At 49.8% G+C, this 15,627-nt stretch carries 9 protein-coding genes; 7 read left to right on the forward strand and 2 right to left on the reverse strand.

The annotated features are described in order from the left end of the window. Positions 1–5: 5 nt before the first annotated feature. The 5 genes from ACYU8Y_RS11300 to ACYU8Y_RS11320 all read left to right on the forward strand — a co-directional run bounded on the left by ACYU8Y_RS11300 (position 6) and on the right by ACYU8Y_RS11320 (position 4,732). Entirely contained in the window at positions 6–242 is a 237-nt protein-coding gene (locus ACYU8Y_RS11300) for a DUF433 domain-containing protein (protein WP_460937172.1), read from the forward strand. Then, entirely contained in the window at positions 239–592 is a 354-nt protein-coding gene (locus ACYU8Y_RS11305; protein WP_460937174.1) for a DUF5615 family PIN-like protein, read from the forward strand. Before ACYU8Y_RS11300 ends, ACYU8Y_RS11305 begins: the two co-directional genes overlap by 4 nt. A gap of 131 nt (positions 593–723) precedes the next feature. Then, positions 724–2,325 carry an McrB family protein gene (locus tag ACYU8Y_RS11310; protein ID WP_460937176.1) on the forward strand — a complete coding sequence of 534 codons (1,602 nt, stop codon included), beginning with the start codon at positions 724–726 and terminating at the stop codon, positions 2,323–2,325. A 79-nt stretch (positions 2,326–2,404) separates the two neighbouring features. After that, positions 2,405–3,451 carry a galactitol-1-phosphate 5-dehydrogenase gene (locus ACYU8Y_RS11315; protein WP_460937178.1) on the forward strand — a complete coding sequence of 349 codons (1,047 nt, stop codon included), beginning with the start codon at positions 2,405–2,407 and terminating at the stop codon, positions 3,449–3,451. A 204-nt stretch (positions 3,452–3,655) separates the two neighbouring features. Beyond that, complete coding sequence (locus ACYU8Y_RS11320) at positions 3,656–4,732, forward strand: Gfo/Idh/MocA family protein (protein ID WP_460937180.1); 1,077 nt, start codon at positions 3,656–3,658, stop codon at positions 4,730–4,732. A gap of 90 nt (positions 4,733–4,822) precedes the next feature. Here ACYU8Y_RS11320 and ACYU8Y_RS11325 read toward each other — a convergent pair whose 3' ends face one another. Together ACYU8Y_RS11325 and ACYU8Y_RS11330 are read right to left on the reverse strand one after the other, a co-directional pair. Continuing rightward, entirely contained in the window at positions 4,823–6,133 is a 1,311-nt protein-coding gene (locus tag ACYU8Y_RS11325; protein WP_460937182.1) for a RagB/SusD family nutrient uptake outer membrane protein, read from the reverse strand. A 2-nt stretch (positions 6,134–6,135) separates the two neighbouring features. Further along, positions 6,136–9,261: a SusC/RagA family TonB-linked outer membrane protein gene (locus tag ACYU8Y_RS11330; RefSeq protein WP_460937184.1), complete on the reverse strand. Its 3,126-nt coding sequence runs from the start codon at positions 9,259–9,261 to the stop codon at positions 6,136–6,138. Between the two features lie 223 nt (positions 9,262–9,484). Between ACYU8Y_RS11330 and ACYU8Y_RS11335 the strand changes: the two genes are divergently transcribed. Together ACYU8Y_RS11335 and ACYU8Y_RS11340 are read left to right on the forward strand one after the other, a co-directional pair. Next, a complete protein-coding gene (locus ACYU8Y_RS11335; protein ID WP_460937186.1) occupies positions 9,485–11,722 on the forward strand; it encodes a S9 family peptidase in 2,238 nt (745 codons plus the stop codon). A gap of 710 nt (positions 11,723–12,432) precedes the next feature. Further along, the gene (locus tag ACYU8Y_RS11340) at positions 12,433–15,624 is read left to right on the forward strand and encodes a SusC/RagA family TonB-linked outer membrane protein (protein ID WP_460937188.1); all 3,192 of its coding nucleotides are present in this window, start codon (positions 12,433–12,435) and stop codon (positions 15,622–15,624) included. Positions 15,625–15,627 lie beyond the last annotated feature (3 nt).

Below are 15,627 nucleotides of genomic sequence, written 5' to 3' on the forward strand. Positions count from 1 at the left end.
AATATATGGAAACTTCACTGCTTCAACGCATTACGCTGAATTTGGATATTTGCCATGGTAAGCCAACTATTCGCAATCGGCGCTATCCGGTCGAATTAGTTCTTGATTTATTGGCGGCTGGAATGACGCATCAGGAGATACTGTCTGATTACCCATCGCTCGAAGAAGATGACATCAGGGCGTGCCTGGTATTTGCCAGTCGACTGACGCGTGTGAAGAGTATTCATCGTGTCCTGGTATGAAGTATCTGGTAGATGCTCAGTTACCTTATCTGCTTGCTGAGGTGCTTCGGGAAAAAGGACATGATGTAGTTCATACAGATGATTTGCCGGATAAAGATGGAACAACTGATACAGCTATTCGGCAGATAGCTACTGCTGAAGGCCGTGTAGTGGTTACCAAAGACTCTGACTTTCAGGATAGTTATCTGTTATTTGGGCAGCCACCAAGACTATTACTGTTGACGACTGGTAACATTAAGAATCGTCAGTTGATGGATATATTCCGAGGCAATATTGCTGTAATCAGTGAGTTATTTGAACTGCACACCTTCATCGAACTAGATAACCACGACTATATTATTCACGAGTAGTCTTTGCCGATGTGGTGAGTATTGGCAGTCCGTTAGGTGTGAATGTAGTTATGAGTATGGGGAGAGCCCTTGTCAATTAGCTGTAGAACGCCCAAAATTCGTAAATTCGTAAACGACAATTCCTCTTTCCTGTGCCAGCTGATACCCCTCAACAAACACTTATCGAACACATTCGCGATATTGGTCATCCCGAAGCTGTCCGGCGGTTCTTTGGGTTGCTGAAGGAGTTGATCGACATTGTTAACCTGCCCAACGGCGATGCCCGGCTGACGTTTACCGTGCGACAGGAAAAAACGGCCATCATTGCCAACATCAATTATTTTCAGGCGCTTCGTATTCAGCGGCCACGCCGTGTGGCGCCACGCGGGGCTGAAGTAGAATATCATCTGACGGTTAAAAAGGCCTGTCAGGATCGGCTGAGTAGCATAGAAGAACTCGTTTTCGAGCCACTAACCGAAAAATCCGATTATCTGGCTGTCATCATTGGTCAATCCAACGTCCATCTTCTGTATCAGCCTGCTCTGCGAACGTGCTGGGAAGACTGCCTGCTCGAATTGGTCGAAAGCAGCAAGCGGGGCCCGCATTCGGCCCGCCACAACGCTGACGTCTATCGGGCGGCCGAAGATGAGGCTTTCTTAACGGAGTTGATCCGGCTTGCCGACGACCCAACACTGAACGACCGGTTGCTGGATGACCATACTGTCGAGGAACCGGAAGCGGAGTATGCGGTTGAGCCAGGAAAGCCTGCTCAGCCGCACAATCTGATTCTGTTTGGGCCTCCCGGTACCGGAAAAACATTTGCGTTACAGCCGTATCTGCGGGAGAACAACTCGTTTATTACCTTCCATCCATCCTACAGTTACGAAGAGTTTGTAGAAGGTATTCGCCCCGAAGTGTTCAGCGGGCAAATGAGTTATCGGATTCGTAAAGGCATTTTCCACAAAGCCTGTGTCACCGCTGTTCAGCAGGCAGGGTATGGTACACTGGCCGATTGCCTGCACGACTCACCGGAGAACCGAAGCCGGAAGCTGAAAAAAGCACCTGCCTATTATTTGCTGATCGATGAGGTCAACCGCGCTAACGTCGCCAGCGTGTTCGGGGAGTTGATTACGCTTCTGGAAACAGACAAACGACTTGGTGCGGAAAACGAACTTTTGTTGACATTACCCTACTCGCAGGAGCGATTTGGTGTTCCGTTGAATTTGTTTGTGGTGGCCACCATGAATACCACCGACCGCTCAATTGCCTTGCTCGATATTGCCCTGCGACGCCGGTTCTCGTTTCGCGAGGTGTTACCCGATCCATCTATTTTGGGCGTCGTTGATGACGTCGACTTAAGTCAGTTGCTGCGGACGATCAACGAACGGATTGAGTATCTCCTGGATCGTGATCATCAAATCGGCCACGCCTATTTAACCCGTGTCGAAACCCACGCTGACCTGTGCGACGTGTTTCGTGACCGGATTATTCCCTTACTACAGGAATACTTTTTTAACGATTGGGCAAAAATTCAGTTAATACTGGGCGACAATCCTGCCTGGGGAAAAGACCCTGATCTGCGCCTGATTCGCATCAAAAAGAAATATACCTCCGTCTCAGCCAACAAATTGTTTGGGGAAACGCCGGATTCAGTTGACGAAATTGTTACCTACGAAATTAATCCAAGTCTACAGAGTAACGATTACGAACAAGTCCCGGCTGACGCGTTCGTTAAAATCTACCAGAAGCCGTAACGCGGTGATGCGGCATTCCGACATCCTGGCCGTATCATCAAAAAGTCATTTTCCGGCGGACGTCCTGTCCGCCCTCGTTATGAAAGCGCTCGTTCTTACTCAATATAATCAGTTCGATTTACAGGATTTACCGTTGCCAACAGTTCGGCCTAATGAAGTATTGGTGCGGGTAAAGGCTGTTGGCATTTGCGGCTCCGATGTGCATGGCATGGACGGTAGCAGCGGCCGACGCATTCCGCCCATTGTCATGGGACATGAGGCCAGCGGGATCATTGCCGAAGTGGGCAGTGATGTTCGCCACTGGGCCACCGGCGACCGCGTTACTTTCGACTCAACGGTGTATGCCCTTGATGATTGGTATAGCCGGCGGGGACAGTATAACCTCAGCGATGGCCGCGAAGTAGTGGGCGTATCGACGCCGGATTTTAAGCGCAACGGCGCTTTTGCCGAGTTTGTCACGGTTCCACAGCATATCCTGTATGCCATTCCCGATAACGTCAGCTTTACCCAGGCCGCGCTCGTTGAACCGGTAGCCGTAGCGCTTCATGCGGTTAGCTTGACGCCCATTCAGGTCAATGATTCGGCCGTTGTTGTTGGGGCGGGTATGATCGGACTTTTCGTGATCCAGGCGCTTAAACTCGCGGGCTGTGGTACCATCATTGCCATTGATCTGGATGACGATCGGCTTGCGCTGGCGCAGAAACTCGGCGCTACGCATACGATCAATGCCGGCGCAACAAACGCTCAACCGGGTGATGTGCTCAGGCAGGTTCAAAATCTTACGTACGGACGTGGGGCCGATGTTTCCTTCGAAGTCGTAGGGGCTGAGTCAAGCGTAAAAACGGCCATCGATTGCGTTCGGAAAGGAGCCGCCGTTACTTTGGTCGGTAATCTGGCGCCAATGGTCGAAATTCCATTGCAGGCTGTCGTAACCCGGCAATTACGGTTGCAGGGTTCCTGCGCCATCAATGGCGAATACGAACCGGCGCTCGCCCTGATCTCATCCGGTCGTATTAATGTTGAGGCTATCCTGAGTGCCGAAGTGCCGCTCGAAGAAGGGGCTGACTGGTTCAAACGACTTTACGCGAAAGAAAAAGGATTGATTAAAGTAGTCCTGAAACCGTAAAGAAAGAAACGTATCGGACTGGTTCATACGGTATAATTCCGGTGCTGGTTTGCCGTTCTGCCAACGTATCATTCACGGCCAGAATCACCCAGGCGAACAACAGGCGTCAATGCTAAGCCTAACAAGCCCGTTTTATATACTTTTCTGCTCTTTTGAGTAGAAGACCTTCAGAAAACGCATTTCATTGGCATACGTTTTAAAACTATGCCCGATCCCTTACGCATTGCTATTCTCGGCCCTGGTAAAGTGGCCCACCTTCACGCGAAAGCCGTTTTAGAAACGCCTGATGCCAAACTCGTTGCCGTTTACGGCCGGACTTATCAGAAGGCGGAAGACTTCGCCAATCAATACGGTATTCGTGCCTATAGCGACGTGTATGACATGATCGACCGGGAAAACGTCGATCTATGCCTTGTTTGCACAACGCACCCGGCTCACCGCGAACCCACTGTGGCGGCCCTTAATGCCGGATCGCACGTGTTGGTCGAGAAGCCACTGGCATCAACGCTCGAAGACTGTGATGCCATGATCGACGCGGCCAAACGCAACAACCGTCAGCTAGGCGTCATTAGTCAACGCCGGTTTTATGAGCCTAGTCAACGCATTCGGCAAGCCATCGATGCCGGTAAGATAGGGGCACCTGTGCTTGGAACGATTCAGATGCTGGGATGGCGTAGTGAAGCCTACTACCAAAGTGATGCCTGGCGTGGAACCTGGGCCGAAGAGGGCGGGGGCGTTCTGGTCAATCAATCGCCCCACCAACTGGATTTACTGCTCTGGTACATGGGTGAAATCGACGAAGTATACGGGGTCTGGCGTAACCTGAACCATCCCTACATTGAGGTGGATGATACAGCGCTGGCCATTGTGAAATTCAAGAATGGCGGCCTGGGTAATATCATCGTTAGCAATTCGCAGAAGCCGGGTATTTTTGGGAAAGTCCATGTGCATGGGCAAAACGGCGCATCGGTGGGTGTGCAGACGGATGGGGGAGCCTTGTTTATAGCCGGTATGTCGACTATTACCGATCCACCTGTCAATGACCTCTGGACGGTGCCGGGTGAGGAAAATTTACTGGCCCAGTTCATTGCCGATGATACCGCCTTCTTCAATACGATTGATGCAACCGTCCATTATTTCGGTATTCAGATCGCTGAGTTCTGCGACGCTATCCGGGCCGGTCGGGCGCCATCCGTAACGGGGGAGGACGGGCGCAGGGTAGTCGCTCTTTTCCAGGCTATTTATGAATCAACCCGAACGGGGATGCCGGTTAAGCTATAAAGAATAAATGACGGAACGCGGATTTTTATGCTTGGTATGATCGATCATGACCTGCCATACCAAGCATAAAAATCCGCGTTCTACTTTGTTTTAATTTGCCGGATCGTCGGGCGTATTCGAGTTATTATTACGCTCCGTTAGCGGATACGGAAAGAAATTACGGTTCCGTTCCGCACCGGTTGCGCCGGGTCCCGGACGATTAAACCGGCGGCTGTCTTCCAGACGAAAACCCTGATAGGCCAACTCAATCTGGCGATTCCGATAAATCTCCGTCAGGATAGCGTCGGCCGTTTGGGCACCCGAATAAGCGGGCAAGGCGGCTCCTAATCCGAATGCATCCTGAGCCGCTGTTTTCGTCAGCACTTTGTTCAGCGAGGCTACCGCATTCGTCAGATCACCTTTACGTGCATACGCTTCGGCCTGAATCAGCAAAATTTCACCGGGCACATAAACTGGAACGGCCGCATTGTTGGCGGTATAGAATGCCGTTGCAATAACGGGCGCAACCGCCGGATTAGCACTTACCTTCGTTAAGAAACCGATCCGTTTGTCGGCTGCATCGGGCGTTAGGGCACCCGTCAGGCCAAGGTTGGCATTGGTTGGCTGAAACACGTTCAGGTTGCCAAAGGTGTATTCGAACAATGGGTTGCGGGTATTGTCGTCAAAGTTGAATACCGATTTTTTACTCAGATCAACTTTTGCCGCTGCCGCCAGCGCTTTGTCATAATCACCGGAAAACAGGGCATACCGGGCAATCAGTGCCTGAATGGTGTTGGCAATGTCAATACCGGTCACGATTTTTCCCGAAAAGTCAGTCGATACGGGTGCACTGGCTACCTGCGTGGCCGCTGCTTCGAGTGTGGTGATCGCTTCTTTGAAGACCTGCGCCCGGGGCACAAATGGAACGTTATTTCCCGTTGTGACTGGTGACTGTTCGAAAAATAAGCCCAGTGTGCCCAATGATAAGGCCCGGAAGATCGACGCATACCCAACAATGCCGCTTTTCGTCCCGGCATCCGCCACCACACCCGTATTGGCCAGAATCAGTTCGGCGTTTGAGCGTACGAGGTGGCTTTGTGTCCAGAGGTTACGGACCACACTGTTGATGTTACTAACGTTGCTGGCACCCAGCGCCAGATTCGCTTCATCGGCATTTCCTACGTTTAAGACGAAGTCTTCCCGGGTTGTCAAGCCGCCACCAGCGGTGCTGGCATACAAAACGCTCAACGCCCCACCCGTTGTGTATCGGTACTGTAGGCCGTTGCAAAGCGTCATCAATCCGTCCGGCGAGCTAACGGCCTGCGTCTGGCTGATGGAGCTAGGGTTCAAATATTCCTTATTGCAGGCGCTCTGCGTGAGCAGAAGACTCGCAAGGAGAGCTGGTATCAGTGTTTTTTTCATGATTAAAATGTCGCCGACAGTTTAAGTTGATAGGTGCGTGGAATGGGGACGTTTCCGAAGTCGATACCCCGGAGCAGATCATTGTTGCCACCCGCGTTGGTTTCCGGATCGAATCCCGTGTACTTATCCCAGGAATACAGGTTGCGGCCAACGAATGCGAGATTGAGTCGGCTGATACTCTTGATAAACGTAGGCAATGTATAGCTGAGTGATACCTCACGTAGTTTGGTGTATGAACCCGGATCGACCCGAAATTCCTGCGTGTTGTAGATGCCAAAGATGTAACCGCGTGGGAGCGAACCGCGAAGTTCCTGTTCGGCATAGTCGCCCAGACCTACGCCCTGACGCGTGCGTTTATCGGCGTTGAACACGTTGACACCCTGAACCATGTCCAGCAGCACATGCAATGTCAGCTTTTTGTAAGATAAATTGGTGCTGAACGAGCCCGTCCATTTTGGATTTGGGTTGCCAATAATGACGTTGGCTGTTGGCTTGGACACATCAACAGAACCATCGGAGTTGCGGGCGGGTGTGTAGTCAATGGCACCATTGCCCTGGCCATTGGCCCGTTCGGACTGCGGAAAGCCCGAAGGCGAAAGCAGGAGAGTGCCATCAGTATTGCGGGCGTAGGCACTGCCGTAGAAAACGCCCACCGGCTGGCCAACGATTAAATTGACCGGTGATCCTGAAGCCGAAGAGGCATCGGGGTTGATGATGGGCAGGCCGCCCAGGCTCAGGACTTTATTCCGGTTGTGGTTGTAAATGAAGGTGACGTCCCAGTTCAGATTATTGGTCTTAATGGGCGTTGCATCCAGAACAATTTCAAACCCTTTGTTTTCCATTTCGCCAACATTGTTAACGATGCTTGTTCCGCCCGTTGTTGGGGCCAGGGTCCGGTTAACCACCAGGTTCGTGATTTTCTGATGGTAAGCGGTGATGCCCAACCCAATCCGACCACTCAGGAACGACAGATCGGCGCCCCCTTCGAGTTCGCTCATCCGTTCCGGCTGTACATCAGGGTTGGCCAACTGCGTGCCTGGCACAATGGTGTTCTTACCCAGGAAACCGACCGGATTGAACTGATAAAAACGAGCATAAGAACCAATACCCGACAGGTTACCCGCTTCGCCATAACTGGCCCGTAGTTTCAGGCTGTTGAATACGTTATTGGCCGAGATGTTTTTCCAGAAGTCAAGGTCCGATACAATAAACGAACCGCTCACTTTTGGATAGTACTGGTTGGTTTGTGTGGGAGAGAATTTCGACGACTGATCCCGGCGGACGGCTCCCGTAATGAAGGCCAGGTTTTTGTAGCCAAACGTCGCCTGCGCAAATAAGCCACTCAAACTAAAGCGGTCCAGGTTGTAGGCCACCTGATACGTTGTGTTGCTGGCACCACTAACCGTCTCGATGAAGGGAGCCAGATTTTGGCCACTATTGATCGAGTAGTCAGCCTGAAAGTACTGGTAGCTATACCCGACGGCGGCATTCAGTTTGAACTTATCGTTGAATTGCCGCTCATAAGTAGCATTCAGGTCATTGTTAAACTGGAGCGACTGATTGGTTGCTGTTGCCGCAAAGCCAAACGGATAGCGGGCTGCGGGTAATTGGGCAACTGCCTGATAGGGATACGGGCGGATGTAATTTTTGCCGAACTGCGAATAGGCATCAACCCCCACAATGTAATCGACGCTCAAACCTTTCAGTGGAGTTAGATTCAGCTGGACGCTGTTGATCGTGCGGCTCACTGACTGCGAAAACTTCATGTCTTCGATTGTCGACAGCGGGTTTACGCGCGAAGGCTCAACGGCCTGTAAGTTGCCAGCGGCATCACGCTTGGTGATGTCATAAATGTTGTTCGTGATATTCACCGAATTGATCGGGCTATAGAACACATTGCCGTTGGCTTTCTCGTTGGAGAGGCTGTTGATGTAGCTCAGCCCCACTGATAGTTTGGCCCAGCTGGCGAGCCGCTGATCGATACGGGCCCGGAGGTTGTAGCGTGTGAAGTCAGTGCCTTTAATAATCCCCTCGTTTTTCAGATAGCCAAAGGATACATAATACTGGGTATTATCGCGGCCTCCCGAAACGGAGAGGTTATTATCGGTGCCATAGCCTGTCCGAAAAATCTGGTCGAAGTAGTTGTACCGCTGTACATCAACCAGATTCGTAGCCAGGGGTGTGTAAGCCCCATCGCGGTAAATGTTGGTCGTCGTTGTGCCGGGGTTAGCTGCAATCTGAGCTGCCGAAATACCGCCGATTGGGTACAGCCGCAAGGCCGCAAAGCCAAACTGTTTGCCATACGTATTGACCGGTACGCTTTTACGCAATTCATTGATGTTGAAGGACGTCGAAAACGAAACCTGTGCCTTCCCCGTCTGCCCGCGCTTGGTGGTAATAATAACTACGCCATTGGCCGCCCGCGAACCATACTGAGCGGCTGCGGCAGCGCCATTAATAACGTTTAACGTGGCAATATCGTCGGGGTTGATATCCGAAAGGCGGTTCTGGCCTACGTTGGCATTGCCTACATCATTGGAAAGCGCCAATTGCGAAACGTTGGTGCTGGCATTGCTTACGATCACCCCATCCACAACGTACAACGGATCTGATGAACCGACCAGCGACTTGATCCCCCGCAAACGAATGCTGATGCCACCCGCCGGGTCGCCGGAGTTCTGAGTGATCTGAGCACCCGGTACTTTGCCCTGTAACGCATTGATCAGGTTGGCCGAGCCGCTCTGTTGTAAAGCCGAACCGTTGATGGTACTGATCGCGTTGCCTAATTCGCGCTTGGGGGCCGAGAGCGTAGAACCCGTAACGACAACTTCGTCGAGGTTGGTGGTAGCAGCTACCAGTTCAGCATTGACCGTGATCTGCTCCGCATTGCCGAGCGTTGTGTTTTGCCGGAGCGTTTCGTAGCCGATAGCGGTGAACGCAAGCGTTATCGGGCCAGGTTTGAGGGTTACGGGGAACGTATAATTACCATCAGCATCGGTTGTGGTGCCAAGGGTCGTGCCAACAATCACCACGGTGGTGCCGGGGAGCGCTAGTTTGTCTGCGTCGGTAACGCGGCCTTTGATCGTGAAGCGTGCGTTTTGTGCGAATGTGCTTGTACAAAACAGCATGGTTAACCAGAGTATCCATACAAACGGAATACGTTGGCCAACGATAGAGTACCTGTTTATCATAGGTAAAGTAGTTGGTTGGTGAATAAAACTGAATAGGTTTTACCGGGAAATATACTTAAAAAAGGAATTCGGCCTGAGTAGAATCGGGGATCAGCTACTAAAAAACGGACATTCATTTTTTTAGTAGCTTTGACTCTTTGATAAGTTCTATATATACTTCATGATCAACCGAAATCAAGTTAGCTGGCTGTTTAGCGTTGCCTTGCTCTTTGCTCATCTGGCAACTGCGCAACAGACTAAACAGCGTTACACAAACCTTCAACAAGCCGTATTTTCTGGTGGGCAACTGGCCGGATCATCAGGGCCGCGCAGCGTAAACTGGATTGAAGGCGGGACTAAATTCTCGTTCATCGATGGCCAGAACACCATTAAGACGTTATCCCCGAAAGACCAGAAAGAGGAAACCATTTTTGATGGGAGCCAACTAAAATTTCCGGGCACCGATAAGCCGTTTTTGTACGGTTCTTTTCAGTGGTCGAAGGACTCGAAAAACATCTTATTTCAGGCCAATTTCAGGCCTGTGTACCGGCGGTCAGGCGTGTCCGATTACTACGTTTACTCCGTAGCCGATAAGAGTCTGAAGCTGGTCGCTAAAGATGCCCAGACGGCAGAACTCGCTCCGGATGGTAGCAAAGTCGGCTACGAGCGGGGCGGCAACCTGTTTGTTTTTGATTTCGCCACGCAAAAAGAAACTCAACTTACCGACGATGCTAAAGCGGCTTTCTACAACGGACGGTTTGGCTGGGCATATGAAGAAGAATTCGGGTTGGCGCAGGCCTGGGACTGGTCGCCCGATAGTAAGTTCATTGCCTTCTGGCAGTCTGACGAACGCCAGGTCCCGATTTATAAACTGACGGATTACAAAGGCTTCGACGAGAAGTTCGATTCCTTACCCTACCCGCGTGTTGGTGACAAAAATCCGACAGTTCGTATTGGTGTCATTGAGATTGCCAACAAGGCCAATCCAAGCGGGGCAAAGCAATGGATGAAGGTAGATTTAGCTGATGGCTACATTCCACGGATTTACTGGACTTCGCAGGAAGGCCAGTTAGCCCTGGTGCACCTGAACCGCAAGCAGAATCACTTACGTTTGTTTATGGCCAACGCCCGCACAGGAGAAGCCAAACAGATACTGGAAGAAAAGTCGACGACCTGGGTTGATGTGTTCGACTTTTTCGCGGGAATCAATCACCTGATCTATTTTCCGGCGGGCGTTCAGGAGTTTTACTGGGTGTCGGATCGGGATGGCCACGCCCACCTGTACCGCTATGATTATAGAGGGAAACTGCTCAATGCGGTGACCAGTGGTAAGTGGGAGGTCAGCTATGTTCACCACATTGACCCAAAAGCCAAAAAAGTTTATTTCACATCGACGGAAGCATCGCCCCTGGAACGGCAGTTGTTTGTAACGGATGTCGATGGTAAGAATAAACGTCGGCTCACAACCATTCCGGGTCGGCATACGGTCAATTTTTCGCCCAACGGCCAATACTTTATCGACAAATATTCGAACGTGTCGACCCCCACACAGGTGGAACTGCGTGATACAAAAGGGCAATTGATCAAAGCGCTGGAAACAAACAAGCGTGTGGCCGATTATGTTGCCAGCCACGACTATTCGCCTAAGGAACTGAGCAGCTTCAAAACGTCCGACGGGCAACAGATCGACATTTCGATTATCAAGCCGCTTGATTTCGACCCTACGAAGAAGTATCCGGTTATGCTGGATATTTATGGCGGGCCAGGCGCGCAATCGGTGTATAATGAGTTTGCTACAATAGGATGGCATCAGTGGCTTGCACAAACAGGTTATATCGTTGTGGGCGTAAACAACCGGGGTAGCGGAGGCTACGGCCGTGAATTCGAGAAAATAGTCTACGAAAAGCTGGGCAAATATGAGAGTCTGGACTTCGCCGAAACAGCGGCTTATCTGGCCAAACAACCCTGGGCCGATGCCAATCGGATGGCCATTCGGGGGCACAGCTACGGCGGCTACATGAGTAGCTACACGATGCTGACGCATCCTGGCGTATTTAAAGTCTCTCTGGTAGGCGCTCCTGTGACGGACTGGCGGCTTTACGATTCGATTTACACCGAACGCTACATGGGCCTGCTTCCCGAAAATGAAGAACAGTATAAGGTCAGCGCCGTGTCTACTTACGCTAAGAATCTTGCCGGTAAAATGTTTGTCGCCCACTCAACGATGGATGAAAACGTCCACGTCCGGAATACCTTCCAATTGATGAATGCACTTGAAGACGCCGGCAAAGATGCTGACCTCAGAATCTATCCACCCGGCGCACATGGTATTGCGTATAGCGCTGGCACGCAGCTTTTACTATTTCAGCAATACACAACCTACCTGGAAACGAACTTAAAAGGCAGCCAGTCAAACTAAGGTAGAAAACGCCCAGCCAGCCCGACGCTAGTTGGGCGTTTTTGTTAAGACGCCACCTCGTTGTTCTGCCAGTCGGTTCGAGCCACCATCTCACCAGCAACTGGCGTTGCTTACATTAGGCAATATCCTAAATGAATAAGTAACTAAGTAGTTACAGGAAATAATCCAATAATATAATCGGTGAAAAATTTCAAAAAATACGCAAAAAGAGAACTAAAATATTAATAAATTATCTAAAGAGGATTTTTTGTTTTGATAAAATCATAAAATTTAAATTATTATATAGGTTCAATGTTTTTTCAATAAGTTAGGTATAAACAACTACTTGGGAAAATTATTTTCATAGACTCTATTTTATACTTAAGTACTTTTTGGCTTGATAATTAGGTAGTTACGTATAGTTACTCGTACCTCAATTTATGTATTTTATCTCCTTTTAGAATCTATTCGTCGAATAAGATACGATATATTCCATTGGAATAAACTAGTCGGTGAGCGTTATGTTTCAACCGAATGGTTAACTGTAATTATTATATATTCCAATTAGATCATATTTCGTAAAATTTTATTCTTTCCTAGCCTCGTCGAAATTTGATTTATTGGAATATTGCAAAATTCCTTGGCGGAAAAGTATGATAACTCGTATTTCATAGATTAACTTTGTATTCCTGTAATAGGGTTTCACCACATATTTTAATTTTCATCATCTTATGAGCAAAATTTTATTGGGAGGCTGGCTTCTTTTGCTACTTTTCTGTCTGCCCGCTCTGGCACAGGATGTGGCAGTCAGCGGCCGCGTAACTTCATCAGACGACGGGTCTCCGTTACCTGGGGTAACTGTTCAGGTAAAAGGAACCACAAAAGGTACAAATACAGATGCGCAGGGTTATTATAAGATAACTGCTTCGCCCAGCAGTCGGTTAGTGTTCAGCTTCATTGGTTATGTAAATCAGGAAGTTGTTGTAGGTAATCAGACAACAGTCAATATCTCCCTCGCTGGAGATTCGCAGCAATTGAGTGAAGTGGTTGTTATTGGGTATGGAACACAAACCCGGCAGGATGCAACGGGTAGTATCGGTTCTGTGAAAGGATCGGCTATTGCCCAGATGCCCATTCAGAGCTTTGAGTCGGGCCTGGCCGGCCGCACGCCGGGTGTGCAGATTACCGTCCCCAACGGTGTCCTGAACAATCCTCCCGTTTTCCGGATTCGTGGTACAAATTCCATCTCGCTTAGCTCCTATCCCTTGATCGTTGTGGATGGCGTACCGACGTTTACGGGTGATCAGGGTTCTACCAACGCGCCTAGTAACCCACTGGCCAGTATCAACCCCAACGACATCGAGAGCATGGACATTGCCAAAGATGCAGCAGCCACAGCCATCTACGGAAGCCGGGCTGCCAACGGCGTTGTTTTCATCACGACCAAACGCGGAAAATCAGGCAAAGTAAAAGTGAACTACGATGGCTGGGTCGGTTTCTCGAATACCTACCGCCTTCCTGAGATGCTGAATGCGAGTGAATACATCAAATTCAAATCGCAGGCTGTTGCCAACAACCCGACGGCTTCTGCCGTGAAGTTTACGCAAACCAACGATGCAAACGGTAACCCGATTGATACCCGTTGGTACGACTACATCTATCGTCAGGGCGTCTCGCAGAGCCATAACCTGAATGTTTCGGGGGGTAGCGAGAACACGAATTATTACTTTGCAGTCGGCTATACGGGGCAGCAGGGTATTCTTCGCAGGAATGATTTTAATCGGATGAACGTGCTGTTCAACGTCGATAGTAAGCTGGGTAAACTGGTGACTATAGGTGGTAAAATAGCTTTTTCGAATGAGAAAAACCTTTCTTCCGGAACGTCGGGTTCTCTGAACGGAGAAGCCTACAATACCAGCGGTTTAGGCCGTGTTGGGCTGGTTCTGCCTCCAATCCTTTCGCCGTATAACAATGATGGTACATACAACCTGAATGGGTCGGCTATTGGTTATGCCAATAATATCGTGGGTACATCTATTTCGTATCCTAACCCACTCCCGATGCTGGATCAAAACCGGTCGAATACGGAAAACAACCACGTTCAATCCAACGCTTACATTCAGTTCAAACCGCTGAACTGGATCACCTTGAGGAGTTCTTACGGAATCGATTATTTGCTGGTGGATAACGACTTATTCCAGTCGCCGGTCAGCAGTGATGGGTACGCTTCGTCGGGTAATGCCACGAGCAACTTCCGTAAATTGAAAACGTGGTTATGGACCAATACGGCCCAATTCGATCGTTCGTTCGGCGGAGCCCATAACGTGAGTTTGTTACTTGGTCAGGAGCAACAACGTACTACGCAAACCGGATACGGGTTGAACCGTCAAACGTTGTCTGATCCGAACTACACCGTTATTCAGGCGGGCTGGGTTACCAGTAATGCCTCCAGTCTGCTCTTTACCGAAAACTATTTGCTGTCGGCTTTCGGGCGTCTGAACTACAATTACAAAGAGAAGTACTTCCTGAGCGGTAACTTGCGGCAGGATGAGTACTCCGCTTTGGGTGTAAAAAAAGGTACTTTCTATGGTGCATCGGCGGGTTGGGAAATCGCTCAGGAAGGCTTCTGGAAAAATGCTCACCTCGACAATGTGTTCAGCAGTTTTAAAATCCGGGGCAGCTACGGTAAGGTCGGAAACATTGGTGGTATCAATGACTACACACCTTACTCATTATACGGATCTGGTTTATACGGTGGAGGTTCCACACTCTATTTCCAAAGTGTGGGGAACCCCAGCCTGAAGTGGGAAACCAGTACGAAAACAGACGTTGGCTTCACCTTTGGGTTGCTGAATAACCGTATCACTGGCGAAGTTGCCTACTACAAAAACGATATTGACAACTTAATTCTTAACGTAGCGCAGGCTCCTTCTACCGGCATACCTGGTCCAACCGGTCCTGTCACGACGGTTACCTATCCTCCTCAAAACGTTGGGAAGATGTATAACAAAGGGCTTGAGTTATCCTTCAACGCCCGCGTCATTAATTCCAAAAATTTCCAGTGGAGCTCTAACTTCAACATCACCTTCAATAAAAACGAAGTGACGGCCTTAGCACCTGGCCTGAATGTACTCCAAACGTCTACATCGTCTCTGGAAACCGTGAACCAGACAGCTCCCGGCTATTCGCTCGGCCAACTGTGGGTCGTTCGTACGGGTGGCGTTGATCCGGCAACGGGCAAACGGATCTTTATCAACTCCGCCGGGCAAAATGTTTATTATCAATACTATGCGCCAACTGGCGAGTACAACTATTCGACTACGCCCGATGGACGGACCCGCTACGTGAATGCTTCGGGTGGAACATCCATCACGCAGGCAGCCGACGCTGTGATGTATGCCAATGTAAACCCAAAACAGTACGGTGGCTGGGATAACAATTTCAGGTACAAAAATTTCGATTTGGGTGTGCTGCTAACGTATCAACTGGGCTTCAGCGTTTATTATGGCACCAACTCTGGTTTGCACGATCAGCGTTTCTGGAACAATGCCCGCGATGTACTGACCGATGCGTGGCAAAAAGAAGGTGATGCGGGTAAAAAATACGCCAAACCTGTCTTCAACGACAACGTTTCCAATGGGTCATCCATTCCTATGGATATCAATGTATTCAAAGGCGACTTCCTGAAAGTTAGAAGTGTCATGCTGGGCTATAATCTGCCAACAACACTGGTAACAAGAATCGGGATGAGTAACCTTCGGGTTTACGTGAGCGGACAGAATCTGGCCGTACTGACGAAATACCCCGGTCCAGACCCAGAAGTATCTTCCAACGGTTCCGGCAGTGCCAGTGGTCAGGGTGTTGACCGAAATACGATTGGTAATGCCCGTACCATAACGGTTGGTCTTAAAGCTGGCTTCTAATTC

Source organism: Spirosoma humi (assembly GCF_054776575.1).